General features: G+C 41.7%; 20 protein-coding genes and 5 riboswitches. All 20 genes read right to left on the reverse strand.

Features of this window, described 5'->3' with window-relative positions; genetic code table 11:
• A complete protein-coding gene (locus AC0NJP_RS07040) occupies positions 1–417 on the reverse strand; it encodes an ExbD/TolR family protein (RefSeq protein ID WP_474699305.1) in 417 nt (138 codons plus the stop codon).
• The gene (locus AC0NJP_RS07045) at positions 404–1,039 is read right to left on the reverse strand and encodes a MotA/TolQ/ExbB proton channel family protein (RefSeq protein WP_474699306.1); all 636 of its coding nucleotides are present in this window, start codon (positions 1,037–1,039) and stop codon (positions 404–406) included. The genes AC0NJP_RS07040 and AC0NJP_RS07045 overlap by 14 nt, the downstream gene beginning before the upstream one ends.
• A gap of 22 nt (positions 1,040–1,061) precedes the next feature.
• Complete coding sequence (locus tag AC0NJP_RS07050; protein ID WP_474699307.1) at positions 1,062–1,892, reverse strand: sirohydrochlorin cobaltochelatase; 831 nt, start codon at positions 1,890–1,892, stop codon at positions 1,062–1,064.
• 28 nt (positions 1,893–1,920) lie between these two features.
• Entirely contained in the window at positions 1,921–3,876 is a 1,956-nt protein-coding gene (locus AC0NJP_RS07055) for a TonB-dependent receptor plug domain-containing protein (protein WP_474699308.1), read from the reverse strand.
• A gap of 141 nt (positions 3,877–4,017) precedes the next feature.
• On the reverse strand, positions 4,018–5,076 hold the full coding sequence (locus AC0NJP_RS07060; protein ID WP_474699309.1) for a sirohydrochlorin cobaltochelatase: 1,059 nt from the start codon (positions 5,074–5,076) through the stop codon (positions 4,018–4,020).
• A gap of 110 nt (positions 5,077–5,186) precedes the next feature.
• Positions 5,187–5,366: riboswitch (cobalamin riboswitch) on the reverse strand.
• A gap of 119 nt (positions 5,367–5,485) precedes the next feature.
• Complete coding sequence (locus AC0NJP_RS07065) at positions 5,486–6,220, reverse strand: DUF4198 domain-containing protein (protein WP_474699310.1); 735 nt, start codon at positions 6,218–6,220, stop codon at positions 5,486–5,488.
• A 247-nt stretch (positions 6,221–6,467) separates the two neighbouring features.
• Positions 6,468–7,604: a methylmalonyl Co-A mutase-associated GTPase MeaB gene (meaB, locus tag AC0NJP_RS07070; RefSeq protein WP_474699311.1), complete on the reverse strand. Its 1,137-nt coding sequence runs from the start codon at positions 7,602–7,604 to the stop codon at positions 6,468–6,470.
• Position 7,605: 1 nt separating this feature from the next.
• Positions 7,606–9,789, reverse strand: coding sequence for a methylmalonyl-CoA mutase (scpA, locus tag AC0NJP_RS07075; RefSeq protein WP_474699390.1), 2,184 nt, complete (start codon positions 9,787–9,789; stop codon positions 7,606–7,608).
• Entirely contained in the window at positions 9,789–11,960 is a 2,172-nt protein-coding gene (locus AC0NJP_RS07080; RefSeq protein ID WP_474699312.1) for a methylmalonyl-CoA mutase family protein, read from the reverse strand. The genes scpA and AC0NJP_RS07080 overlap by 1 nt, the downstream gene beginning before the upstream one ends.
• A 337-nt stretch (positions 11,961–12,297) precedes the next feature.
• Positions 12,298–12,480: riboswitch (cobalamin riboswitch) on the reverse strand.
• A 265-nt stretch (positions 12,481–12,745) separates the two neighbouring features.
• Positions 12,746–12,928: riboswitch (cobalamin riboswitch) on the reverse strand.
• A gap of 146 nt (positions 12,929–13,074) precedes the next feature.
• A complete protein-coding gene (locus AC0NJP_RS07085; RefSeq protein WP_474699313.1) occupies positions 13,075–14,400 on the reverse strand; it encodes a PepSY-associated TM helix domain-containing protein in 1,326 nt (441 codons plus the stop codon).
• Positions 14,401–14,436: 36 nt separating this feature from the next.
• The gene (locus tag AC0NJP_RS07090; RefSeq protein WP_474699314.1) at positions 14,437–15,381 is read right to left on the reverse strand and encodes an ABC transporter substrate-binding protein; all 945 of its coding nucleotides are present in this window, start codon (positions 15,379–15,381) and stop codon (positions 14,437–14,439) included.
• A gap of 162 nt (positions 15,382–15,543) precedes the next feature.
• Positions 15,544–15,725, reverse strand: a riboswitch (cobalamin riboswitch).
• A gap of 286 nt (positions 15,726–16,011) precedes the next feature.
• The gene (locus AC0NJP_RS07095) at positions 16,012–16,593 is read right to left on the reverse strand and encodes a cob(I)yrinic acid a,c-diamide adenosyltransferase (RefSeq protein ID WP_474699315.1); all 582 of its coding nucleotides are present in this window, start codon (positions 16,591–16,593) and stop codon (positions 16,012–16,014) included.
• A 41-nt stretch (positions 16,594–16,634) separates the two neighbouring features.
• Positions 16,635–17,927, reverse strand: coding sequence for a PepSY-associated TM helix domain-containing protein (locus AC0NJP_RS07100; RefSeq protein WP_474699316.1), 1,293 nt, complete (start codon positions 17,925–17,927; stop codon positions 16,635–16,637).
• Between the two features lie 11 nt (positions 17,928–17,938).
• Positions 17,939–20,092 (reverse strand): TonB-dependent receptor, encoded by a 2,154-nt coding sequence (locus AC0NJP_RS07105; protein WP_474699317.1) that lies wholly within the window; start codon positions 20,090–20,092, stop codon positions 17,939–17,941.
• Positions 20,093–20,138: 46 nt separating this feature from the next.
• The gene (locus tag AC0NJP_RS07110) at positions 20,139–21,164 is read right to left on the reverse strand and encodes a hypothetical protein (RefSeq protein WP_474699318.1); all 1,026 of its coding nucleotides are present in this window, start codon (positions 21,162–21,164) and stop codon (positions 20,139–20,141) included.
• A 31-nt stretch (positions 21,165–21,195) separates the two neighbouring features.
• Positions 21,196–21,708, reverse strand: coding sequence for a GNAT family N-acetyltransferase (locus AC0NJP_RS07115; RefSeq protein WP_474699319.1), 513 nt, complete (start codon positions 21,706–21,708; stop codon positions 21,196–21,198).
• A gap of 270 nt (positions 21,709–21,978) precedes the next feature.
• A riboswitch (cobalamin riboswitch) is annotated at positions 21,979–22,159 on the reverse strand.
• Between the two features lie 159 nt (positions 22,160–22,318).
• Positions 22,319–22,717 (reverse strand): biotin/lipoyl-containing protein, encoded by a 399-nt coding sequence (locus AC0NJP_RS07120; protein WP_474037485.1) that lies wholly within the window; start codon positions 22,715–22,717, stop codon positions 22,319–22,321.
• A 41-nt stretch (positions 22,718–22,758) separates the two neighbouring features.
• Positions 22,759–23,070 carry an OadG family transporter subunit gene (locus AC0NJP_RS07125; RefSeq protein ID WP_474699320.1) on the reverse strand — a complete coding sequence of 104 codons (312 nt, stop codon included), beginning with the start codon at positions 23,068–23,070 and terminating at the stop codon, positions 22,759–22,761.
• A 19-nt stretch (positions 23,071–23,089) separates the two neighbouring features.
• On the reverse strand, positions 23,090–24,220 hold the full coding sequence (locus AC0NJP_RS07130; protein ID WP_474037481.1) for a sodium ion-translocating decarboxylase subunit beta: 1,131 nt from the start codon (positions 24,218–24,220) through the stop codon (positions 23,090–23,092).
• Between the two features lie 34 nt (positions 24,221–24,254).
• Positions 24,255–24,416 (reverse strand): hypothetical protein, encoded by a 162-nt coding sequence (locus AC0NJP_RS07135; protein WP_474699321.1) that lies wholly within the window; start codon positions 24,414–24,416, stop codon positions 24,255–24,257.
• Positions 24,417–24,470 lie beyond the last annotated feature (54 nt).

Consider the following 24,470-nt stretch of genomic DNA (forward strand, 5'->3'; position numbering starts at 1 on the left):
TTATTCCCCCTTTCGATCTGTAGCAATAGCAATCCGTTGTGCGCCGGCACTTTTCAATTCATCAAGCACAGCAACAACCTTACCATATTCCAAAGACTTATCGGATCGCAGTATAATCACTAGATCGTCAGACGCTTGGGCCGCAAGCAGCGCTCTCGTTCTTTGTCCTAGCAGCGAAAAAGGTATTTCTTCTTTGTCAAAAAGAATTTTATTATCAGCTGTCACCGTAACTGCTACACTATGAGGCCGATCGGATTTCGCCGTCTGCGCCTGTGGCAATCGTACCGAAATGGTATGCTGATCTACCATATAGAGCGTACTCATCATAAAAAAAACCAGCAGGAAAAAAATAATGTCAATCATCGGAATAATCATCAATTTAGGTGAACGCCTGCGCCGCAGTTCATGAATTTTCATGACAATCGCCCTCAGTCCGTTTTGCTAACAGCAATAAGCTAAGCTCTTGAAATTCCGTCAAAATACGATCTAATCGATGGGAAAAGTAGCTATAACAAAACATGGATACAATCGCCACACAAAGCCCTGCCGCCGTAGCGATTAAAGCTTCTCCAACCCCGCCAGTAATCGCTAGCGGCTGTCCGCTTTTGAGATTCAACACACTAAACGAGTGAATCATACCAAGAACGGTTCCTAGCAACCCCAATAGCGGCGCTACTGTTACTATGGATTCGAGATGATTTAGATTTTCACCAAGCTTTGCCACAGCTAAAGTGATTTCACTTTCCATCAGCTCTTTATATACCTCCAGCCGTTCCTTACGATAGACAACAATTTTAGCCAGCACTCTCGCCACAATTCCATCTGAACTTTGGCAAAGTGTTAATAGTTTCGACCAATCCTCCTTAGCAATCAGCGCTTTTGCTTGCTCGGAAAAATCACGTTGTTTAGGCTGCATTTTGCGATAGAAGGTAAACCGTTCAATGGCAATACCTAAAACCACGAACGAACAAAGTAAAATCAAATACATGGCGAAGCCGCCTTTTTGAAAAAAAGCCAAACCTGTCATTAAACTATCCATAAAATCTAATTCCTTTCTGCAGCTAAATTCTTTTGTTTTTACGCAAAAGAAAGCGTTCTGACGACGCAATCGCGTCCTGTAAGTGCTCTACATACAATTGTTGAATTGCTACATTCTCACGAAAGGCCTGCATCTCAAGTTGTACTACAATCTCTTTCGCTTCCAAACTATTGACAAGCGCCACAAGCGTTTCACTGGGTTCTGCTTGTTGATCCATTCTGAGCGGCCAAACTATAACTTTTTTTACTTTCGCCGCTTCACATTTTTCAATTAAAGCAGTTACTTCCGGAAATCCTGACTCCGTACAAACAAAGAGCCGTGGAATTTTAGCATAATCAATTTTAAGCTGCAGCATAGCATAAGCGGTATTTGCTGGATGAATACCACCTTTTCCTACTAATACAAGCGCTTCATCAGACCGCATAGTCGAAACCTTCTGCTCACAAGCGTGAGCAACCGCCAAATAATCATCAGCCTTTTCATTGTGTCCAGCAAAATATAGTAACGGACGCCCAATTGTTACAACATCAAAATCTTTTGTTTTGCTATGGACATATTTCGAAACAATCCATTTGACCTTTTCGTACTCTTCCCCCACAGCGATATGCAGCGGTTGAACAACAACCTGACGATAGCCTTCTTGCATTAACCGTTCAAAGGCCGCTTGTTCCGTATCAACATAAATCCCTTGTTTCTCTGCCAAAAACTGAACTATTTTTCGTGAAGTGAATGCGCGTCTAACAGCATAGCCGCTAAAGGTCTCCTGTAATCCAGCTTCCAAATTTTGCTTGGCTTGATTCAAATTTGCTGGATTTGTTGCTCCACAGCTTACAAGCAAGATTGCTTTTTTCAAAAACTCATCTCCCTAAACTACAAGAGCCCTAAAAACGATATTGGATACCAAATTGATAGTTTCTGCCCGGCATGGGGAATCCTCCCGCTCCTTGATCAGAAGAAGCATATACCGTTTCATAGGCTTTATTTGTCAAGTTATTCACTTTAACGTAAGCAGTTGTCGCCTGATTTACTTTATAATTTACCGCCGCATCCCATACCCAGTAATGAGCTGAAGTAAAGGCCGTTGTATTTCTACCAGAAGCGCTGGTTCCGTTTAGCGTAACCGCCCAAACCGGATCAGTATAAGTCACTCCCATGCGATATCCATTTGGCGCAGGATTTTTTATATCACTTACATAAGAATCGCCTGATTTATTTTCCACTTTCACATAAGAATAGCCAGTCATAACACTCCAGTTTGGTGAGAAGCTTTGTCTAAATTCCAATTCTAGGCCACGTTTACGCTGCTTGTCTACATTGGAAGGAACATAAACACCGCTAGCATCAGGCGCCCAGTTAATCGCATCATTTAATTGTGTTTTAAATACACTGGCTTTCACTTCTGCCGTATCACTTAATTTATGATTCACGCCAATTGTTGTGGTATGGCCTGTTTCTGGCCTCAAATTGGGATTGCCTGCCACACCGCCGCCTGCAGGCCAGTATAAGTCATCCACTGTCGGTGCATTAAAGACCTGACCCCAAGTCAAATACAAATTGGTCGCAGCATCCATGGCATAATTGACAGCAGCGCGAGACGTAGTTTTCGAACCGAACATATTTTGATGATCATAACGCACACCTGGCGTAAAAGTCCACTTATCCGATAAAGCCACGCGATCTTCTAGATAAACGGCCTTGTTGTCGATGCTCTTATTTGTGAAGTAACCAGGATAATCCACTTTTGTTTTGATCCACTCCGCGCCGCCGACTAAAGTCTGATTATCACCAAGCTGCCAGCCGTCTTTCCATTCCAGGCCCTGTTGATTATTATTATATTTTGATGCAGACCATTTACTACCAACATATTGATTCATGTTATAGGAGTAATAATTTTGATAAATACGAACATAACTATCGGCTAACTGATCCTTTTTAGTATTATAGGTAATCGCCCAATTATTGGTCACTGTATTCAAATAGTCATAGGGATAATGCAGTGAAGCTCCCCATAAAGTCCGTCCGGCTGCCATATAAGGCTGTCCTTTATGATTATTCATATGCTCAAAATTAAGCGTTAAAGAATGATCTGAATCAAGTTCCTTATCAAGCCGGAAAGTTAAATTTTTCTGGTCAAAAGCACTGTTTTCCATCGTTTTTGTCTGCCCACTTATGGAATCTTTATAGGCAAAGTGATCCTGATTACTCTTACCTGCTGTCAAAAACCAACTCCAGCCTTGCTCCGCACCTTGATTGGTATAAGTATAATTTCTTGTTCCCCATGAGCCTGTATTGATATCAAGCGTTGATTCACTTTTACTGCCTTTACGGGTAATAATATTAATGACCCCGCCAGTTGCATCAGAGCCGTATAAAGCAGAAGCCGCCCCTTTTACCACTTCGATCTTATCAATCATCGTCAGCGAAGGAAAAGAGCTCATGTCAAAGGTTGCTCTCCCCCCAAAAGCTCCCGGCAGTTTTCTAAGATTCATCCGACGCCCATCAATCATAATAACGACATGAGGATCACCATTTAAACTGACATATTGCTCACTACCAGCACTTCCTTGTTTGGTCACAATCACGCCTGTAACCTGTTGCAAAGCTTCGCCTAAATCTCGATAATGATTTTTTTCTATGTCGGCATGAGTAATTACAGAAACATTTGCTGCGGTTTCTGCCACTTTTACTGGCATGCGATTTGCTGTCACCTCTACCTGATCCAAGGAATAATCATTCGCTTCAGCGGCCCAAGAAAATCCCGTTGTTTGCGCTAGTATAGCGCTACTGATTATGGTATAAAGCAATGCTTTCCTAGTAAGTTTTTTTCCTGTTTTCATCTATGAAAACTTCCTTTCATAACAAAATAAAGAGCCTTTCCGCAATAGAAAGGCTCTGGAATCACAAAATAATAACTTTTAATCCCCTTCCCTAACTCTTGTAGGCAAAAATGGTGATTAGATTCTATATGCTATTTAAAATTACTTTTTCGTCATATGCTTTTTTTCAGGCTGTGATGCGCTTTGCAAAGCATCCCAAGCTTCATTAGCACGATCTACAAAGAGTTTCCGTACATTTTCATTCTCACCGAGACCATGAATGTAAGTCGTTACAAAGAAACCCTCTTTCTTTAAAATGGATTTATGGGAATCTGGTTCATCGCCAGCCATATCGTTGTTCGCATGATCCCCAGCAACCATCATCATCGGAATCAATGTAACATTTTTGACTCCATTTGCTTTCAACTTAGGAATAACGGTTTCCAGATTAGGCCAGCCTTCTACCGTATAAGTATAAACATTATTGAGTCCCATATCTTGTAAACGAGCTTGGATTACTGAATAATAGGCGTTAGCCGGGTGAGGCGTACCATGATACATCAATAAAATGGCATCATTTTTACCTGTCTTAGGAAACTCAGTTTGAATCGCTTTTAACGCATCGGTAACATCATCACGCTGTTTTTCTTGTCCCATCCAATAAATCAAAGAAGTCCCCAGAGTCATTTTCTTAAACTGATTCTTATAAATATCAAAAATGGCTTTGTCGTAAGCATATTCCATGCCAGGAATTACATCGAGTGAAGTAAGAGCAACTCGAGTATAGCCTTCCGCTTTCAGCTCGGCTAAAGCTTCTTCCGGAGTAGGAATTTTGATGCCTTCTTTTTGCTGAATTCGATCAATAATAATGTGAGAAGTAAAAGCCAAAACAACCTTTTGTCCAGGATGAGCCGCTTGAATATCAGCTACAGTTTGTTCAATCGTAAGCTTACGTGATTCTTCATAGGTAGTACCAAAACTCATCACCACAATTGCATCTTTATTTTCGAGATTCTGCATAGCCGGATTTTCCGCTACATTTACACCAATTTGAGCCGCATGTTTTAGCGCCGGTGTTGCCGTCTTCACTTCTGGATTTAGTTCATAGGCAGCATAAGTGGGGGCAGCATTTACCCCCATAAAGGTTGCACAGGCCAAAGAGATCGCAAGCATTTTTTTCCAATTTTTCACAAATACTCCTCCTAAAATATAAAATTGCATAAAATAAAAAAACTTCCTAAATGAATTAGGAAGTAGTAAACGTTCAATTCTCAGCTTGTAAACAGCCAAGAGACCTGCTACAATCCCCTCCCCATCGCTCGTAGGTAAAAATGGTGATTATTAAACAGGCAGTTCTCCTGGCTCTGGATCATTGCTCGCTCAAACCTTCCCAAAACGTTCGTTCCAGTGGCATTTCTTGAGTTTGCTCCCCATTACAGTGGCGGGACCGCGCCGGTATTTCACCGGACTTCCCTATTAAGCCTTACGGCACCTATTCTATCGATATTCAGTTTGTTCTGATTTCCACGTACTTACAATAACACTTTAAAGTTATTTTGTCAAATCGTAATATTCAATTAATTATAATCATGTTTTTACTATTAAATAAGGAATATTCATTTTTAAAAAATCATTCTTCGGGATAAAGTGTAAAAGTTAAGCTAGAAAAATATTTATTTTGAGTCGCCATATTATTTTTATCAGGAATTGGAAAAGCAATTTCAACCCCAACTACATTCACACCATTATTCGCTACTTTCATTGTTGCTTTGCCTTCACTATCTGTTTTTACTGTATAAGTAAGGTTATTGATGACATCTGGAATAATTTCTGTATTGACGAGAGGTCTGCCATCTTTAACGACAAGTACTGTCAAGTCATCTCCTTTATGCAGTGTAGTTGGATCAACCTGCGGAATAATTTGCAATGGAACATCTGGAACGGCCTGTACATTCTTTACTCCATGAAGATATGTTACATTATATTTGATAGCATGTGTGCCTTTCTCAGCTCCTGGTACTTGATAAATTGGTGCATTATGCACTTTACCATCTTGCCCCTTTGTCCAATATCCATAATCAAAATTTACGCTGATAACTGCTGTATCATCACTAGGAACTACAATAACATGATTTTTAGCATCGACTACTTTCGCTGTTGTTTTTTGAAATGTATCAGTATATCCTTGCACAGATTGTACATTGTTTGGATTATAAGCATTATCGCCAGGACCTTCTCCTAATATTAATTGTTTTTGATCTAAACGTTCACCAATCCAAACACCATGCGCTGAAGCCACACTGCCATAAGAAGCTGCAAGTAAACATGCACAAGCTGCCCAAACCAAAAATTTATTTTTTTTCATATCTATCACCTCATAAAAATTTCACAAGAGAAAAACTGACTACAAAACCAACAATTAAATCTCCCAAAATAAATCAATAAGAAATCTCTTTCTAAAGAATTAGACAGGGAGAGTTCTATCATAAAAGAAGTCGGCTAGGCATTTACCGAGAAAGATGCATCGTTCTTGCCAATTTGATCGCTTTCATAATCCTCTCCCCATCACTCACAGTCGAACAGTAAATATAGGTATCAATCTTCAACTTAAACTATACTTTCCTTTGCGCAAAGGCTTCAATTAAAGTTTGCACAGCCATTGTTGCCGAAATTTGACCGTTGACAACAGCTTGCTCGACTTTGTCCCGACAACGTACAACTTGAGGATTTTGGAAAAACAGATTGTGTAAATGTTCATCGATCATGCTATAGACCCATGACAAAATCTGTTGCTGACGCCGCTGTTCGAAAACGCCTGACTCTTTCGTAAGCCCTTCAAACTTTTTCACGACATCCCAAAAATCGCTAATACCAGTACCTGCAACAGACGAACAACTATAGGCATGCGTCTGCCAACCCACTGTGGCCTGTCTAAGATAGTATAGCATTCGTTCGTAATCTTCTTTTGCAATCATCGCTCGCTGCTTGTTATCACCATCAGCCTTGTTAACTAAAATCGCATCGGCAAGCTCCATCACGCCTTTTTTCATACCTTGCAGTTCGTCGCCAGCGCCGGTAAGTACGACGAGAAGAAAAAAGTCAACCATCGAACGTACTGTTGTCTCACTTTGCCCCACGCCGACTGTTTCCACTAAAATCACGTCATAACCAGCTGCTTCACATAATAGTAGCGTTTCTCTGCTTTTGCGGGCTACGCCGCCTAAAGTCCCGCCAGCAGGCGACGGTCGAATAAAGGCCCGTGAATTGCGCGATAAAGTTTCCATGCGCGTCTTATCGCCTAAAATACTTCCTTTCGTAATACTGCTGCTTGGATCAACGGCTAGTACAGCTACCTTATGATTTTTCTCGCACAGTTGGTTCCCAAGCGCTTCAATAAACGTACTTTTCCCGGCGCCGGGAACTCCGGTAATGCCAACCCGCAAAGACTTTCCCGTATAAGGCAGCACAGCTTTTAAAACTTGCTGAGCTGTTTCCATATGAGCTACCGCATTGCTTTCGACTAGCGTAATCGCTCTGGCTAAAATCATGCGATCTCCAGCCAAAACGCCCCGTACATATTCATCAGGCGATAAACTTTTCCGTTTCCGTACTAGAGTTTGTCGCGGTGGCGGCGTATCCTTATCAGTCATGCCGTCATGACCGCCTTCCACGCCAGACATAACTTGACAAGCAAAGGCGCTGTTTTTCGTTTCCGGCGCCCATTCCGGCTTATGCGTTGAATAGCTCATCTCAGCTAACCTCTGACAATTGTTGAAGCAACGCCTCAAGAATCTTCTTAGCAGCAACGGGGATAACAGTACCTGGTCCAAAGATAGCAGCAGCGCCGTGCTGGCGTAAAAATTCATAATCCTGAGCGGGAATTACACCACCGATCACAACCATAATATCATCGCGACCGCGTTGTTTTAATTCTTCTACTAGCTGCGGTAATAACGTCTTATGGCCCGCTGCCAATGAACTAAAACCGACTACATGAACATCATTATCAACAGCATCCTGAGCCGTTTCTTCCGGTGTTTGGAACAAAGGTCCGATATCCACGTCAAAGCCCATATCCGCAAAAGCAGTAGCAATCACTTTGGCGCCTCGGTCATGGCCGTCCTGCCCCATCTTAGCAATCATGATACGCGGCCGCCGTCCTTCTTTGTCTTCAAATTCATCAGTCAACTCACGAACTTCCCGAATTATATCATTATCGTCAAATTCACTGCTATATACGCCGGAAATCGAACGAATAATCGCTTTATGACGTCCCGATACTTTTTCTACAGCGGCGGAAATTTCGCCTAGACTGGCTCTAGCTCTCGCTGCTTCTACAGCAAGTTCTAACAAATTGCCTTCGCCGGTTTCTGTAGATTTCGTAATAGCGTCAAGCCAATAAGTCACCTTATCTTCATCGCGCCCGGATCTCAGTTTTTCCAGTCGACGAATCTGAGCTTGCCGCACGGCGGTATTATCGACTTCTAAAATTTCTAATGGATCTTCTTTTTCAAGCCGATAGCGATTGACGCCTACAATCATTTCCCTAGCAGAATCAATTCTCGCCTGTCGCCGCGCCGCCGCTTCCTCAATTCTCATCTTAGGCAGTCCCGTATCAATCGCTTTCGCCATACCGCCCAAAGCTTCCACTTCCTGAATATGAGCCCAGGAACGACGAATCAATTCATCGGTTAAGGCTTCTACATAATAGGAGCCGCCCCAAGGATCAATCACTTTGCAGACCTTCGTTTCATCTTGAATATAAAGCTGCGTATTTCTAGCAATACGAGCCGAAAAATCGGTCGGCAAGGCAATTGCCTCATCTAGTGCATTCGTATGAAGCGACTGGGTATGCCCTAGAGCGGCCGCCATAGCTTCAATACAAGTACGAGCTACATTATTAAAAGGATCTTGTTCGGTAAGACTCCAGCCAGATGTTTGCGAATGCGTCCGCAAGGCCATGGATTTTGCCTTTGTCGGCTGAAACTGATTGACAATTTTAGCCCAAAGCATTCGTCCAGCACGCATTTTGGCGACTTCCATAAAATAATTTTTTCCCATTGCCCAGAAGAAAGACAATCGCGGCGCAAAAGCGTCAACAGTTAGACCAGCTTGAATCCCCGTTCGAATATATTCCAACCCGTCAGCTAACGTATAGCCAAGTTCAATATCAGCAGTAGCGCCAGCTTCCTGCATGTGATAGCCCGAAATACTGATACTATTGAATTTCGGCATATTCCGTGACGTATATGCGAAAATGTCGCCAATAATACGCATGGAAGCTGTCGGCGGATAAATGTAAGTATTACGAACCATAAATTCTTTTAGAATATCATTTTGAATTGTCCCTGATAAAACTTCTTTTTTAACGCCCTGTTCTTCCGCCGCTAAAATATAGAAAGCTAATACAGGCAAGACCGCGCCATTCATCGTCATTGACACAGACATTTTATCAAGGGGAATTCCCGAAAAGAGTATCTCCATATCGAGAATCGAATCAACGGCAACGCCGGCCTTGCCCACATCGCCTACTACCCGCGGATGATCTGAATCATAACCGCGATGAGTCGCAAGATCAAAGGCAATGGACAGCCCTTTTTGCCCAGCTGCCAGATTACGGCGATAAAAAGCATTACTTTCTTCTGCCGTAGAAAAACCAGCATACTGACGGACCGTCCAAGGTCTTGTTACATACATCGTAGGATAAGGACCTCGCAAAAAAGGCGGTAATCCAGCTGTATAAGGCAAATGCGCCACCTGTTTATAATCTTCTTCCGTATACAACGCTTTTACATCAATTTGCTCCATCGTACGCGTAACAAGCTCTTCAAAAGACTTACCTGTTTCTTGCTCGATTTTTTTACGCCACTCCGCTACATTGGAAGGAGCAGGGTCATGAAACGACAGAGTCGTAAAATCCGGATTTTTATACATCATTTCATCCCCTTTCGCTGCTGCAAATCTGACAGAAGCTGATAGCAATTCGCTCGTACATGTACAAAATCATCGACACCGGCATCGCGATAAGTAGTTTCAAACTCTTTCGCAGGTGCTCCCGCTACGAATAATTTTATTTGGGGAAGTTTTTCTTTAAGCAGCTTCGCTAAAGGCGGTACCAATTCAGGATAAGTCGCATCAGTAGAACAAATCACAATAGCATCGGCTTCCGATCGAACGGCATTTTCAACTGCCGCTTCGACAGTAGCAAACCCGTCGTTTTTGAGAACGGTAAATCCAGCAACTTCCATAAAGCCTGTGGTAAAATCAGCCCTGGCTTTATGCTGCGGTATCTTCCCCATATTGGCCAGAAATACCTTAACATTATCGCCAGTTTTTTCACGATATACCTCTGTGCGGCTACGCAGCATTTCAAATTGTTCAGTCCAGCGCCGCGCCCGCAGCGGTAATACAACAAGATCCACAGGGTCCTCATCATTGAGAATCTGACGAATATCACCGAGCGTCGCTCCGGCCTGAGTCGCTTCGATAATTGCTTCAATCAGATCACCAACTGAGCCACTGGCATTATCGAGCAACTTGTCAATGCAGCTTTGATACTGCGCCTCGTCTACATCATCCCGGTACTCTTCGATTGCTCTTTTGCGTAGCGCCTGCAACACCTTTTCTTGTCGCTCTGGCTTTGGAAGTGGTTCTTCTGTCAGATTCGGATACATGTTCGTTCCAACAGCCACATCAGAACGAACTGCTAAGTTTTTAAAGCGTTGCTGCAGAATGCTGCAAATTGCTTCTTGTACATTTCCTTCACTAATTGCCGCTAGAATGCCACTCTGCTTTTCAATATCCTGAAGTTTCTCCCAAGCTTGTTCGGCAATCTGATTCGTAATTGTTTCAATATACCAAGAGCCGCCAGCCGGATCGACAGGTTCTCTTAAACCGAATTCATTTTTCAGCATAATCTGTGTATTACGAGCAATCCGTCGGGAAAAGGTATCACTAGGCCGAATCGCTTCATCAAAACAACTTACATATAAGCTGTCAGCACCGCCAACTACGCCAGAAAAAGCTTGAGTTGTCGATCTTAATAGATTCACATAAGGATCATAAATTGTCCGATTGAAATAGGAAGTACGAGCATGAATATCAATTTTCTGCGACTCCAAGTCACCGCCAAAAGCAGCTACGATCTGTGACCAAATCATTCTCGCTGCTCGTAGCTTAGCAATTTCCATAAAAAAATTAGATCCTAAGGCAAAGGAAAAACGAATTTGTCTAGCAATCTCTTGAATCGTTAAGCCGCGAAGTTGCAATGCTCGAATATAGGCAATTCCGGTCGCCATAGCGTAAGCCAGTTCCTGTATAGCATTCGCGCCGCCATTATGATATACATCCCCGCGAATCAAAATCGTTTTCATATTGGGCATATGCTTTGACGCCCACGCAACACTATGAGCCATTTCATCATAAATCTCATCTAGTGAACATATAAGATTGCCCTGACTTAACAATTCGCCCAACGGATCGGCCCCGATGCAGCCTTTCAGATTTCTATAAGACTGCCCGTTACTTTTTCGTAACGCGCAAACCATCCCCAGCAAAATCGCGCTAGATGCACCAGCATACAGCTGCAAGTCATGCTCTTCCAGCGAAATATCGAAAAATAGCTCCTGCATATCTTGCAACGTGGCTAAAGCCACACCAGAATCGCCGATCTGTTTCAGTTTCGCTTTATCAGAATCAATACCAAGAAGTGTCGCTGTATCGACAGCTACCTGGATTGCTGTACCTCCCTTAGCAAGCTCTTGGCGAATCTGTTCATTGCATTTTTTCACTTCTGCCGCATCACCAGCTTGTGAAATTTCCCAAGAATCTTTTATATAACCGCTCGCTTTTGTTCCGCGCAAAAAATTTCCCTGTCCCGGATAAGAGCGAGGCTGAGATAGATTTTCCGCCTGCTCTCTTGTATAAATCGGCTCCAACTGAATGCCTTCGTAAGTTTTAGTAAACATTTTTTTTGCAAAAACGCCACCCTTTAGAGCAACTGTAGCTTCTTCTTTCCATTCATCATATGTGGGAACGGAAAATTCATCAAATGTGACTTTCGGCAGCTCAGCCGCTGCAGCTTTATGATCTTGCATATTTGACATAATGTGCTCCCTTCTCTTCTTACTCCTTAGATCCGTTATCAGAAAAACAGACCGCTCAAACTCAAACTAGCAAGATTCCCCCTTTTTTCGCGATATAAACTCTAAATTAAGGGCTTGAACTCGCTTCCCGCTGTCTATCAAGACAAGCGTATCTAAAGTCAGTCTCCGCCACATTTATTCTTCATTTGTAAAACCGTCTTAGAAAATAACAATAGATAAAATAAAAAGCGTTCTTCTCCGCTAGGAAAAAAACGCCAGATTTAAGGCAGCACTATAAAAAACAATAAAAAGTCAAAATAGGCTTCCTTGAATCCCCTTCCCATCGCTCGCAGGTCAAACGGTGATTGTCAGACAGGCAGTTCTCCTGGCTCTGGTTCATCGCTCGCTCAAACCTTCCCAGAACAAAATGTTCCAGTGGCATTTTTTGAGGTCGCTCTCCATTACAGTGGCGGGACCGCGCCGGTTTTTCACCGATCTTCCCTATTAAGCCTTTGCAGGCACCTATCTCTTCTTAATCTATGAAATTTTATATTTAAATGAACTTCCAAGCTGATCTTGGAATGAATTCTAAAAAGAAGCCCCCAGGCGGGGGGTAAACAAAAATAGAGTAGTGAAAAAATAGAGTAAGGTTTGGAACTATGCCTAACTTCCTGCCAAGACAGGAAACTTTTTGACAATAAAAAAACTTCCTAATGAGCTTAGGAAGTAAAGTGATTATACACGAAGGGTCCTCTCTACATAGATTACCCGTATGCAAAATCCCCTCCCCATCGCTCGCAGGTCAAACGGTGATTATCAAACAGGCAGTTCTCCTGGCTCTGGTTCATCGCTTGCTCAAACCTTCCCAGAACAAAATGTTCCAGTGGCATTTCTTGAGGTCGCTCTCCATTACAGTGGCGGGACCGCGCCGGTTTTTCACCGGTCTTCCCTATTAAGCCTTTGCAGGCACCTGTTCTTTTCTTTATGTTCTTTTCTTTATGTTCTTTTCTTTATGTTCTTTTCTTTATGTACTTTTCAGAAAAATCTCTGCCATTACAATACCATTTTGATTCATCATTGTCAAGTCGCAACATTCTAAATTGATTGTCAATATTAAAAAATTTATACAAAACAATTAGGAATGACGATGCCTAAAATACACAAACAATCCGAACGGTATGATCAAAGCTACTGAACCGATCATTTGGCCAGATATTCCGTATAAGGGAGCAACAAGACCAAGCAAACTCAATACAGCAATCCACGCAGGCATGATCCAAACCGAAGATTTTTTTCCATAAGAAATAGAATCGGAAGTAGTTACGCTATGTTTATACTGCTTATTGCCAAAGCGAAGTAACCAGCCATAAATTCCAGTAAGAGTCATCATGATCGTCAATATACTAAATAATTCCCATAGACATTTTAACAACAGCGACTCGTGATTATGGAGATGCAAATCCATCAGAAAAGGAAAAACGGAAAAATATCCTGGCAAAGGTTTCGTATATGATTCTGAAGAAGTTGCTGTAAATGCCGATAAAAACACAAGCTGTCCCATGTGTTCCGCCGGATGTTCTTGCTTTTCTGTAATATAAAAGGTGTAGGCGGCAACTTTACTATGTTCCTGTGGCAAATCAACTGACAAAATATAATCATTCGGAAAAGTCTGTTCCATATATAGCATTGCATCTCGCAAAGACCGCGGCTGTGATAACTCTGTCTTAATAGATATTTTTTGCGCCGCCTCACTGGTAACAGTAGCTATATAGCTGTTATAGGCAAAAGAAAACCATACAATGGCAATTCCACTAATACACATAACGGAAGCCCACATAAAAGTCAGCACTCCTGTGTAGCGATGCCAGTCAAGGTAAAACCGACGCTTAGGTTCTCTGCGGCACATACCAAACAAGGTATTACGAGAAAACGGGCCATATAGCCACATACCGGAAAGAATAGCCGCTAAACTTAGAGCGCATATTATTCCTAACAGAAGCATTCCGCCGCTGCCTAAAGCCAAACGCAAATGTAAAATATGCATCCAGTGCATAAAATTCTTTATAGCTGGATATTTATCGTTCCCGCCATTTGCTCTATATAATTGGTCTACTGCTGCTTCATAGGCAAGCTGTTCGCCCCCCATGCTCATCCTTGCCGCTACTTGGCGATGATCCGCTTGATCTTGCACCCGAAAAAGCAATCGTCCCTTCTCGGGTTGGGCTGTAATACTCTTAATTACTTTTTGCGGATATGTATTTTTAAGCTTATCGTGACCAACTGGCATACTATCCCAAATCTGATCATAGGTAAGTGGAGTTGGCACATCCCGCTGTTCCAACTGATTCCATTGCTGAACTTCATCTTTAAAAATAAGCGGAATTCCGGTTATGCAAAGTAACAGAAAAAAAATTGTGCAAACTACGCTAACCCACCGATGCAATTGATAGAACCCTCGCATAACTTCTCCCTCATAAGTCATCTCATAATTTTAGAATTATCGTACCTCTTTAGCCATGTAATCCACAGCTTCTGGCATTTTGATTCCCGGATTCAATAAGAAAAGATCCTGCGGCAGATAATGCACTCGCTGATTCTTTACAGCCCGCAGACTGCTCCAAGCTGGACTACTAGCCATTTCTTGATTCATATGATCTTTAATTTCATCAATTTTTCCCATAGTTACGACAAAAATATCATCAGGATCTTCCTGTACAATTTTTTCCAGACTAAAAGGAGTCATATCATTCTCCGCATTAATGGCCTGCTCTCCTGTGGCAATATTCACCATTCCTAAGAGCTTTGCCACACTCCCCGCTGTTGTTTGGGGAAGCTCAACTGTCACATCTTTTGCTGTCGCATGTAAAATGACGACTTTTCTTGGCTTATCCTTAGAAAAATCTTGCACTATAGATTGAATTTTCGCCTGCATAGCGCTTATAACAGCTTCGCCTTTTTCTTGCGTACCGCTTAGTTTAGCTAGGATTCGCAGCGTATTATAAGTATCCTCAAGTGTACGGTATTTTAATATTAGAACAGGAATATGATTACTCTCCAGCATTGGCACAAGTTTTTCGTGCATCCCCTGTACAGCAATAACAACATCAGGCTTTAAGCCCATCACTTTTTCCATGTTAACATTATAAACGTAACCAATCTCTTCCGCCTTTTCAGCCCCTGTCGGAAGAATGGCATTCTTAGAACTAGGACGTCCAATCGCTTTTCCATCTACTGCATATAAAAGATCTAAAATCGAGGTAGATAAAACAACAATACGTTCCGGCTTCTTTTCAACAATAATCTGCTTTCCTGTTGCATCAGTTACTGAGAAAAAAGCCTGATTAGTCATATCTACTTTACTTGTATTACTACCACAACCAACTATAGTGAGCAATATAACCAATAGAAGCAATGCGATCGTAATCATACCATTATGTTGCATAAAAAGCCCTTCCTTCTTGTTAGTAGGGAACAGAAGAATATGATTCTTCTATTTCTGCAATAAAAAATAGGCCCTTTAAATAAAAGGCCTATAAGTCAACTTTTCTATAAATAAACAAATAAAAAGTCCTTACAATCGCCTCCCCATCGCTCGCAGGTCAAAACGGTGATCATTAAACAGGCAGTTCTCCTGGCTCTGGATCATCGCTTGCTCAAACCTTCCCAAGGTTTTCACCCCAGTGGCATATCATGAGTTTGCTCCCCATTACAGTGGCGGGACCGCGCCGGTTTTTCACCGGTCTTCCCTATTAAGCCTTTACAGGCACCTGTTCTATCGTTATTCAGTTTTGCTATAAAATCTACGTCCTTACGGTACCATTTAAAACCAGTTTTGTCAAATCGCAATACTCAATCAATTCCATTGGGAAAGTATCCTGCCCTAAAAACATTTCCACAATCGATCGTCGTTATTTCGAAAATCATCAACACCATATACATTCGTGCTGCCACATTGCGGACAACATTCTGCATAGGCACCATCACCTGTCGGTTTCAGTATTGCCCCCTCCGTATTAAACACCTTGCCACATTTTGCGCACTTTACAGCTGCCATACTTCGTCTCCCCTTATGCTAATTTTCAATACCTTTTCGAGCTTCAACGCCTTGCTGATAATAATGCTTAACTTCTGTCATTTCTGTCACAAGATCGGCTTGTTCCATAAGCGCCTTGGAAGCTTTTCGCCCCGTAAGAATTAGTTCGACTGTTTCTAATCGTTTCGCTAATATTGACTGTAGCTGTTGATCGCTCACTAATTCGAAATAATTAGCCACAACAAGTTCATCAAGTATCACCATATCAAATTCACCGCTGCTTACTGCTACCTCGGCTCGTTTCACGCCTTGTTCTGCAAGCGCTTTATATTCCTCGGGCGGCTTTCCCTGCGGAAAAACAACGACTTCATCACTCCATTGGGCTAATTCTTCCGGACTTAAGCTTCCCTCCTTCGCAATAAAGAAAGGTTTTCCTATTGTTTCAACCGTCAAATTCGGTGATAGGTTTTTCAATACGAGATGCTCACTATAACTTTTTGATTTCATAAACTGCAAGAAAAGTACGCGTTTTCCCGCGCCTAAAGCACGAATGGTTAAACCAATTGCCGCGGTTGTTTTTCCTTTACCATCTCCCGTATAAATTTGGACATATCCCTTCATAAATCATCAGCCTTCTTTCGCTACATGGTGGTATAGAAACATTATCTGTCTTTATACCATATCGTCCCCAAAAGCACAAGCGGAACCAACAATGCGACTGCCGCAATATCGTCCATCCCACCATAAAGCGGCGCAATAAAACCGAATACACTTAAAAACACTACACTAAGCATGAAATAGTTGGGCACAATCCTACTTTTACCAGCCCGCACACTGATTACAGGGTGTATGGCAAAAAACTTCTTTTGCTGTCGCCTCAAAGCTAAGCCAAGCCCAGTAACAATTAAAAACATTGTTAATAAAATGTAGCTGGTCCAAATCACCTTAAGCAAAAATCCCTGATGATTATGAAAATGTAAGTTCAAAACAAATGCTCTGATTGCCATATACCAGGCTAAAGGTTTAACATAAAATCCTGGTGTCGACAAATCGTTAGTGCCATAAGCTGAAACAAAAACAGTTTGTCCCGTGCGATAAGGCGTCTGGACAACTGGTTTTATATAAAAACTATATATCACCGATTTCGCCTCGGGCATCCGTAATGAAACGACTACATAATCAGGAAAATTCTTTCTTACAATAGCTAAGGCTTGCATCGGCGATTGTTGGACATGTGTTTGCTCATAACCTGAAAAAAATTGCTTTGCTTCTGTTTTTGCCGCAGAAATATAGGTATTGTACGCCATAGAAAATAGGACAAGACCGATACCACTTATACTTAATATCAACCCCCAGATTCCTACAATAACGCCAGTAAGATTGTGTAGTCGACTCCAATATTGATAAGAGTTTCGTACGCCCACGATTGTCGTTTTTTCCCAGAACGGACCATATAGTCTAAAACCTGTAAAAATTGACAAAGCGCTAACAGCACAAATAAAGCCTAAAAATTTTCTCCCTAACGTCCCCATACCTAAGCGCACATGTAAGTCGTCAATAATGTGTAAAAACTGGGGGATAAATTGATATTTCAAAGTGTGATCGCCACGCACAATCACGTCTTGCGTTCGCACATTATATAAAAATTCGTCGCCACCCTTGCTCTCACTGTCTGCCATACGAAAACTGAGCATTCCTTGATCTTCTTTTACAGAAACATTTTTTATCGCTTGGTGTGGGTATCGGGATTGAATCGCTTCGATCCCTGCTCCTAACCCATCCCATAGTACCGCTTGGTCAGCTTCAGCGCTATTAACAATAGGATTTATCTGATTCCACTCAAGAATCTCTTCTTTAAATAATAGCGGCAAGCCTGTCAGACAGAGCAAAAAAAAGAAGATTGCACAAAATAAGCTCAGATAGCGATGAATATAATAAATCATTTGCATAGACATACCACATCAACCTAAAAAGAATATTTCATGCTAACACCATAGGTTCTGCCATTAGCAGCTTCCGAAGCATAAAATTTGCGATCCAATAAGTTCTGAATACTCAGTTGCATTGACCACTGTTTATCTATTTTGTAATTCCACGAAGTATTTACCAGGAAAAATCCGTCTTCAGCGCCATATTCACCAGTATCGGCATCCGGTTTCTGCCGCGCGCTTACATATTGCATATCAGTCACCCAAACTAATTTATCCTTAGAATATTCTACGCCAGCATGAATCAAATGTTTCGGAATATCCCAGTTGCGTGTAGTTTGGCCGCTAGTCGTATTTTCACCGCTTTCAAAAGTATAATTAAAATAAGAAGACCAATTGGGGTCCATTTTATGCTTCAAAGAAAGCTCAATCCCCTTGGCCATACCGCTGTCCATATTATAATAAGCTTTTACAGCATTTCTTGTATCCAAGGCAATTTTATCTTGCGTCCGTACATGAAACAACGTGATATCAAGTGACGTATTAGGATCTAGACTTTGTTTCATGCCGATTTCGAAGGTATTTGAAGTTTCTGGTCTTAAATCAGGGTTAGCCTGCACACTCGACATGGAATCGCCAGCGCGACGATACAATTGATAAATCGTCGGCGGATTAAAGGAATGTCCATAGCTGACATAATACATCGTTCGGTCATTGGCCGCATACTCTAACGCGACTTTAGGGCTTAATTCATCAAAGCTTTTTGACGGATAATCAATTTTAGTACTACCAGCAATATAAGAGTAACCGCCATTCTTTTGGTAATGATCCATTCGCACACCTGTATACAAATTCCACTGATCCGACAAAGCATACTCATCCTGAACAAAAGCAGATAAAGAATCGGTCGAACCCTCATTTTGACTATTCAGCGTCCCAACAGTACCCCAATCACGCCAATTACTCAAATTATAAGCACTATAGGTCATTTTTTCTTTCAGCCAATTTGCTCCGGCAACAATGGTATGGCGATCGAAAATCCAAGTCTTTTGAACATCGGCGGTATAGTTTTTACTAGGATATTTCGCCAGAGTACCGGCGCCTGACCAGGCGATTGAATTCGCTGCCGAGCTTGCTGAGCTATAGCCTTCTTTTGTCACATCAGATAAACCAAAACCTACTTTTATGCTGTTCTTACGATCTTCATAGCTAATCTTATGAATATCCTGTTCCCGCTCGCCATTATAGCCCAAATAATAATAAGGTTTCAGCGTAATATATTGACGATTTTGCGTCAAAAACGTACCGTTAAATAACGGATTTCCATTGCGATCATAGGCATAAGTAAACGGATCATTATAAGAATAACGATAATTATTATGTAAATAAGAATAGGACATCACTTGATCTGGTGTAAGATCATAATCAAAATCGACATAATACTTTTCACTCAATTTACTCTTAGTTCCACGTCCACCGATTAAATAGCTTCCGTTGCTCAATTGCGGTACTTGTAGTGTTGTCGCCGCTGTACCTGTCGTTTTTCCGTCTACCGTATAATAATACCCGCGATAACCGTCAGTAGAATTTTTTTCATAACCAGCATTAAAAGAAAATTGTTCGCTCATCCGCCCTTCTACTCGTATGCTTTTCTGTTCGGTATTCTGACTGCCTGAGGACAAATTCACTTCTGTCTTAGATTCGCCAACAGGTAGTTTTGATTTTTTAGTAATAATATTAATAACACCAGCTACAGCATGACCGCCATATAAAGAAGAACTCGCGCCGCGTACAATTTCAATTCTTGCCACATCACTGACTGGAAAGGAATCCCAAGCAACACTCCCATCAAAAGACGTATTTACTGGCTGTCCATTATATAGAACAAGAATGTTTTTACTGCCAAATCCGCGTACTGATAAACCGTCTTTCACTTCGGCTGTCGGTGACATATATAACCCTACTTCATTTTGCAACGCTTCACGCACACTGAAAACATTACGTTTTTTTAAATCTTCTGCCGTAATAATCGTGACATTGGCTGGCACATTTTTCACTTTTTCTGTAATACGAGTAGCTGTAACAGTCACATCGTCTAACATAAATTCTTCAGTCGGTGCGGCTTGCACGATACCCCCTATCGTCAATGATGTCAATAACATAAGGCCCATACTTGTTTTAGCGCACTTCATTTTTTCATTACTCCTTCATAATGATATTTTAGCCAAGACCCCCACTTTAAAATTTTACGGTTAACGTAGTCGTAAAGCGGTTTCTGTCAGTAGACGCCCCGGAATGATTCACCGCTTTAATTTTTTTATAATCATAATCGCCAATCTTCAGCGAAATATTCTTATCGAATTTATGAATCCAGGCAATCGAATAACCCTGGGCATTGCTATTAGGATAGGCGCTCATTTCTGTAGCATTATAATCCGTCATAACCGCCTGATCTTCCACGTAATAATAGCTGGCAGTCAAGGTATTTTTAGTATCAACTGTGTATTTTAAGGACATTTGCATTGCCTGATTTTCAGCCTTAGCACTTGATTTTAAAAGTTCTGCCGAAATTCCCACTTTATCATTCACAGCTCTACTGCCATAAACGCTCACATAATTAACCGTACTATCTGCGAAAGCATAGCGTGATCGCGTATCACTCCCATAGGAAGTTCTTGCCAACATCACCCCAAGAGAAGATTGTTCATCTGGCGCATAGGTTCCTTGCAATACATAAAATTTATCATTCGAAAGATTGCCTTGATAGTTCGTCTTTGCACCAATAAAATTCAGATTCACTGCACCAACTTGTTTCGAAACAGACATAGCATAAGGTAAAGCATGACGGCCAATATACGTATTGTCATAAACAAGACCGCCTCCTAAAGTAAGGCCTTGCAACCCGAGCACATATTTATAACCAGCATTTTGATATTTGATACCGAAAGCATCTAAAGCACTATTCTCTTGCTTCGTATTGCAAAAATAGTCAGCTGAAAAGACGCCATAATTATTATTTAATCTCTGATAAGTAAACCGTGTATAGGCCGATACATTTTCTGCAACCGGAAGAGTCGCATTTAAGGTCAAAGTTGTTTTTATGCCAGTGCGACTCCGATTCCCTGGATTTTCATCATGCTGAGAACGAGCATGCACCACTAGACTTCCGTCAAATTGCACACCATCTGGTTGGGCAGCAGCCGCCGCTTGGTTCATAGCCAATAATAAAGTGAAAGTTGTAATTCCTAATATCTTTTGCTTCAAACGAAAATCCTCCTCAAGTATCATTTCAAGATTATGCCAATCCTTTTTCCATATGTACAATCTGTTCAGGCCCATCTTCTTCTAAGATAATCTTGAACCCCTGTTTTTTCCAAAAAGCAAAACCGCCTGGCAAAAAATGATGTGTATGAAGGTAAACTTTTGTATAGTTTTGGTCACTTGCAAAAGATGACATAGTCTGTACCAATTGCGCACCAATCCCTTGGCGTCGAAAATTTTGTGATACATAGCAACGACCAAACTCAGCAGTTGTCGGTAAATGATACAAATTTTTCAATAAGGCAATTCGATCATTATACCTACACGCAGCCCCGGTGCCAATCAATTCTCCTGTCGACAAAAAAGCTCCCCATAAATTACAATCTTCAGGTTGAATATAAGTGCGCTGCAAAGCTGCTACATCAGTCATATTTACACGTTTCCCCTTATGACAAAACAGTTCTACTAGCTGACTTTCCAAAAAGCTCTGTACCTTTAAAATTTCTTCCGCTAAAACTGGTCGTACTAAAATTTGCTTTTCTTCCACCCTTTAAACTCCCCCTGTACTAAATTGTTTAATATACTCATGCCGCCGCAATAAAAAAGCTCCTGCCAAAAGGGCAGGAGCTAGCGCAAAATCCTCTATACTGCTTAGGGCAAGAACAGAGCGCAATCACCTCCCCATCACTCGTGGGTGAGAAAAAATAAAACACTTCCTAATGAGATTAGGAAGTGTAAGCGCTCAAGTCATAGCCATAGCAAAAAAAGAAGCTAAGTTATTGTAGCAAAATCCCCTCCCTATCGTTCGTAGGTAAAAATGGTGATTATTGAACAGGCAGTTCTCCTGGCTCTGGATCATCGCGCCCTCAAACCTTCCCAGAACAATATGTTCCAGTGGCATATCTTGAGATTGCTCCCCATTACAGTGGCGGGACCGCGCCGGTATTTCACCGGTCTTCCCTATTAAGCCTTGCGGCACCTATCCTAAAAATTATTTAATTAATTAATAAATTCTTTATTTTATAATAACAACATTACCCATTTTTGTCAAATTGATAAAAATAGGCACAGCGTCCTTTTTATTACTAGAGGAAACTATCGCAAAACAGGCTAGATTCCGCAGAACCTAGCCTGTTTCTTTTGCCTATATTATATGCTTAGCCGACTACAACAAGCGGAGTACCAGCCTGTACAGGATCGCCAGCTTTGACTAGAATTTCTTTTACCACGCCATCAGCGCTGGAAAGAACAGGATTATGCATTTTCATAGCTTCCATAACGATCAGTTCCTGACCATTTTTTACAGCATCGCCAACATTGACTTTAACACTAATAATTTTACCAGGCATAGGCGAAGCAACTTTCGTGCCAGGGCCGCCAGCCTTTGGAGCTGCTTTCGGTGCTGGTGCAGGAGCTGCTGCTACAGGAGCAGGAGCTGCTTTCGGTGCTGCTACAGGAGCTGCTGCTTTAGGAGCGGCAGGTGCTGCCACGCCGCCGATTTCTTCTACAGCAACTTCATAGGTCTGACCATTTACTGTAATTGAATAGTTTTTCATGATAAATCCCCCTTTGGTGTCATACAATCATTGTTTACTGCTCAAAAACCGTTCATAACATCCTGGCGGCCAGCGGTTACCCACGCATCGCTGCCACGCCGAATACTTACGATAGTTACAGAAGCGCTACCAGAAATAGCGGCAATCGCTGCCGTAATCACGGCAACCAGCTCACTATCATCTTCTTGCTGTACAGAAGCCGTAGCAACTGCTGGAGTTGCAGGCGTTGCCGCCATAGCTGCAGGAGTAGTCGGCTGATTCTGCTCTTCCTTTTTTTCTTGCGCTTCTGATGTTACTTTCCAAATATAGCAAACGATAAGAATCACAATCAAGGCTATAAAAAATGTCAACATGAGGTATTTCCTCCTTTAATTAGTGAACGCCTAGGAGCGCCAGCATGATACCACCGGAAATAGCCGTACCAAATACACCAGCAAGGTTTGGTCCCATAGCATGCATAATCAAGAAGTTGTATGGATTTTCTTTTAAAGCAACTACGTGAGCAACACGCGCTGCGATAGGTACCGAAGCAATACCAGCTGAACCGATCAACGGATTGATTTTGCCGCCGGAAACTCTGTACATGATACGTCCGCCAATAATACCGGAGAAAGTACCGCCAGCAAAAGCAATCAAACCAAGAACGATAATTTCAATCGTTTCGAAAGTCAAGAAAGTATCAGCATTCATGGTGGAACCGATAGCAACCGTCAACGTAATAATGATGATATTGATCAAATCATTTGCTGCTGTTTGAGCCAAACGATCAACCACGCCGCATTCACGAAGCAAATTGCCAAGCATTAGCATCGTAATGAGCGGAGCAACTGGAGGGAGTAACAAGTCAACAATAACCGCGATTACCATTGGGAATACGATTTTTTCTAAACGGCTTACAGGACGAACCTGCGTCATGATAACCATACGTTCTTTTTTCGTTGTGAAGAGTTTCATGATTGGCGGCTGAATAAGTGGCATCAGCGCCATGTAGGAATAAGCTGCTACGGAAATCTGTGGTAACAAATGCGGAGCAAGTTTCATCGTAACGAAGATAGCCATTGGGCCGTCAGCGCCGCCGATAATACCGATTGCACCAGCTTCTGCCAAGGAGAAGCCCAGCATTTTAGCGCCAATTAATGCAATAAAGATACCTAAATGAGCTGCAGCTCCCAAAATAATAACACTTGGATTCGAAATCATCGGTCCAAAGTCAGTCATTGCGCCAACGCCAAGGAAAATCAATGGAGGAATAATAATAAGAGCAACACCTTGGTAAGCATACCAGAATAATCCGCCTGGGTCCGCTAACCCAGATCCTGGAGCGTTTGTTACGATACAAGCAAAGCCGATACCGATTAAGAGTAATGGTTCGTATTTTTTCACAATTGCTAAGAAAACGAAAACAATGCCGACAATCATCATAATAATGTTGCCATACCATAGATGCATTAAACCGGTCTGATTGACCATGTCCAGCATCAGTGATCCAATTTGTTCAAACATGTACGTATTTACCTCCTATTAAATAATATAATTCTTAGTGACCGCCTTTTAACTTTTCTTCATTGATTGCGCCAAATTTATTTAGGATAGGAAACAAGTATAACACAAGGCCGATACCCCAAATAATAACGAAGCTCAAAATGAAGTCAATGACGCTAAGTAAGATGGAACCTTCAACTGTATCAGGTACTGTCATGTATATTCTCCTTTCTAGCGATAATTAATTTATATATAACAACAAGCTTGGCAG

Source organism: Pelorhabdus sp. sgz311002 (assembly GCF_056134285.1).

What these genes read in the sequence shown, in the direction of transcription:
- AC0NJP_RS07040 (WP_474699305.1), bottom strand. Translation starts at nt 417, where the DNA reads ATGAAAATTCATGAACTGCGGCGCAGGCGTTCACCTAAATTGATGATT.
- AC0NJP_RS07045 (WP_474699306.1), bottom strand. Translation starts at nt 1,039, where the DNA reads ATGGATAGTTTAATGACAGGTTTGGCTTTTTTTCAAAAAGGCGGCTTC.
- AC0NJP_RS07055 (WP_474699308.1), bottom strand. Translation starts at nt 3,876, where the DNA reads ATGAAAACAGGAAAAAAACTTACTAGGAAAGCATTGCTTTATACCATA.
- AC0NJP_RS07060 (WP_474699309.1), bottom strand. Translation starts at nt 5,076, where the DNA reads ATGCAATTTTATATTTTAGGAGGAGTATTTGTGAAAAATTGGAAAAAA.
- AC0NJP_RS07065 (WP_474699310.1), bottom strand. Translation starts at nt 6,220, where the DNA reads ATGAAAAAAAATAAATTTTTGGTTTGGGCAGCTTGTGCATGTTTACTT.
- meaB (WP_474699311.1), bottom strand. Translation starts at nt 7,604, where the DNA reads ATGAGCTATTCAACGCATAAGCCGGAATGGGCGCCGGAAACGAAAAAC.
- scpA (WP_474699390.1), bottom strand. Translation starts at nt 9,789, where the DNA reads ATGTATAAAAATCCGGATTTTACGACTCTGTCGTTTCATGACCCTGCT.
- AC0NJP_RS07080 (WP_474699312.1), bottom strand. Translation starts at nt 11,960, where the DNA reads ATGTCAAATATGCAAGATCATAAAGCTGCAGCGGCTGAGCTGCCGAAA.
- AC0NJP_RS07085 (WP_474699313.1), bottom strand. Translation starts at nt 14,400, where the DNA reads ATGCGAGGGTTCTATCAATTGCATCGGTGGGTTAGCGTAGTTTGCACA.
- AC0NJP_RS07090 (WP_474699314.1), bottom strand. Translation starts at nt 15,381, where the DNA reads ATGCAACATAATGGTATGATTACGATCGCATTGCTTCTATTGGTTATA.
- AC0NJP_RS07095 (WP_474699315.1), bottom strand. Translation starts at nt 16,593, where the DNA reads ATGAAGGGATATGTCCAAATTTATACGGGAGATGGTAAAGGAAAAACA.
- AC0NJP_RS07100 (WP_474699316.1), bottom strand. Translation starts at nt 17,927, where the DNA reads ATGTCTATGCAAATGATTTATTATATTCATCGCTATCTGAGCTTATTT.
- AC0NJP_RS07105 (WP_474699317.1), bottom strand. Translation starts at nt 20,092, where the DNA reads ATGAAGTGCGCTAAAACAAGTATGGGCCTTATGTTATTGACATCATTG.
- AC0NJP_RS07120 (WP_474037485.1), bottom strand. Translation starts at nt 22,717, where the DNA reads ATGAAAAACTATTCAATTACAGTAAATGGTCAGACCTATGAAGTTGCT.
- AC0NJP_RS07125 (WP_474699320.1), bottom strand. Translation starts at nt 23,070, where the DNA reads ATGTTGACATTTTTTATAGCCTTGATTGTGATTCTTATCGTTTGCTAT.
- AC0NJP_RS07130 (WP_474037481.1), bottom strand. Translation starts at nt 24,220, where the DNA reads ATGTTTGAACAAATTGGATCACTGATGCTGGACATGGTCAATCAGACC.
- AC0NJP_RS07135 (WP_474699321.1), bottom strand. Translation starts at nt 24,416, where the DNA reads ATGACAGTACCTGATACAGTTGAAGGTTCCATCTTACTTAGCGTCATT.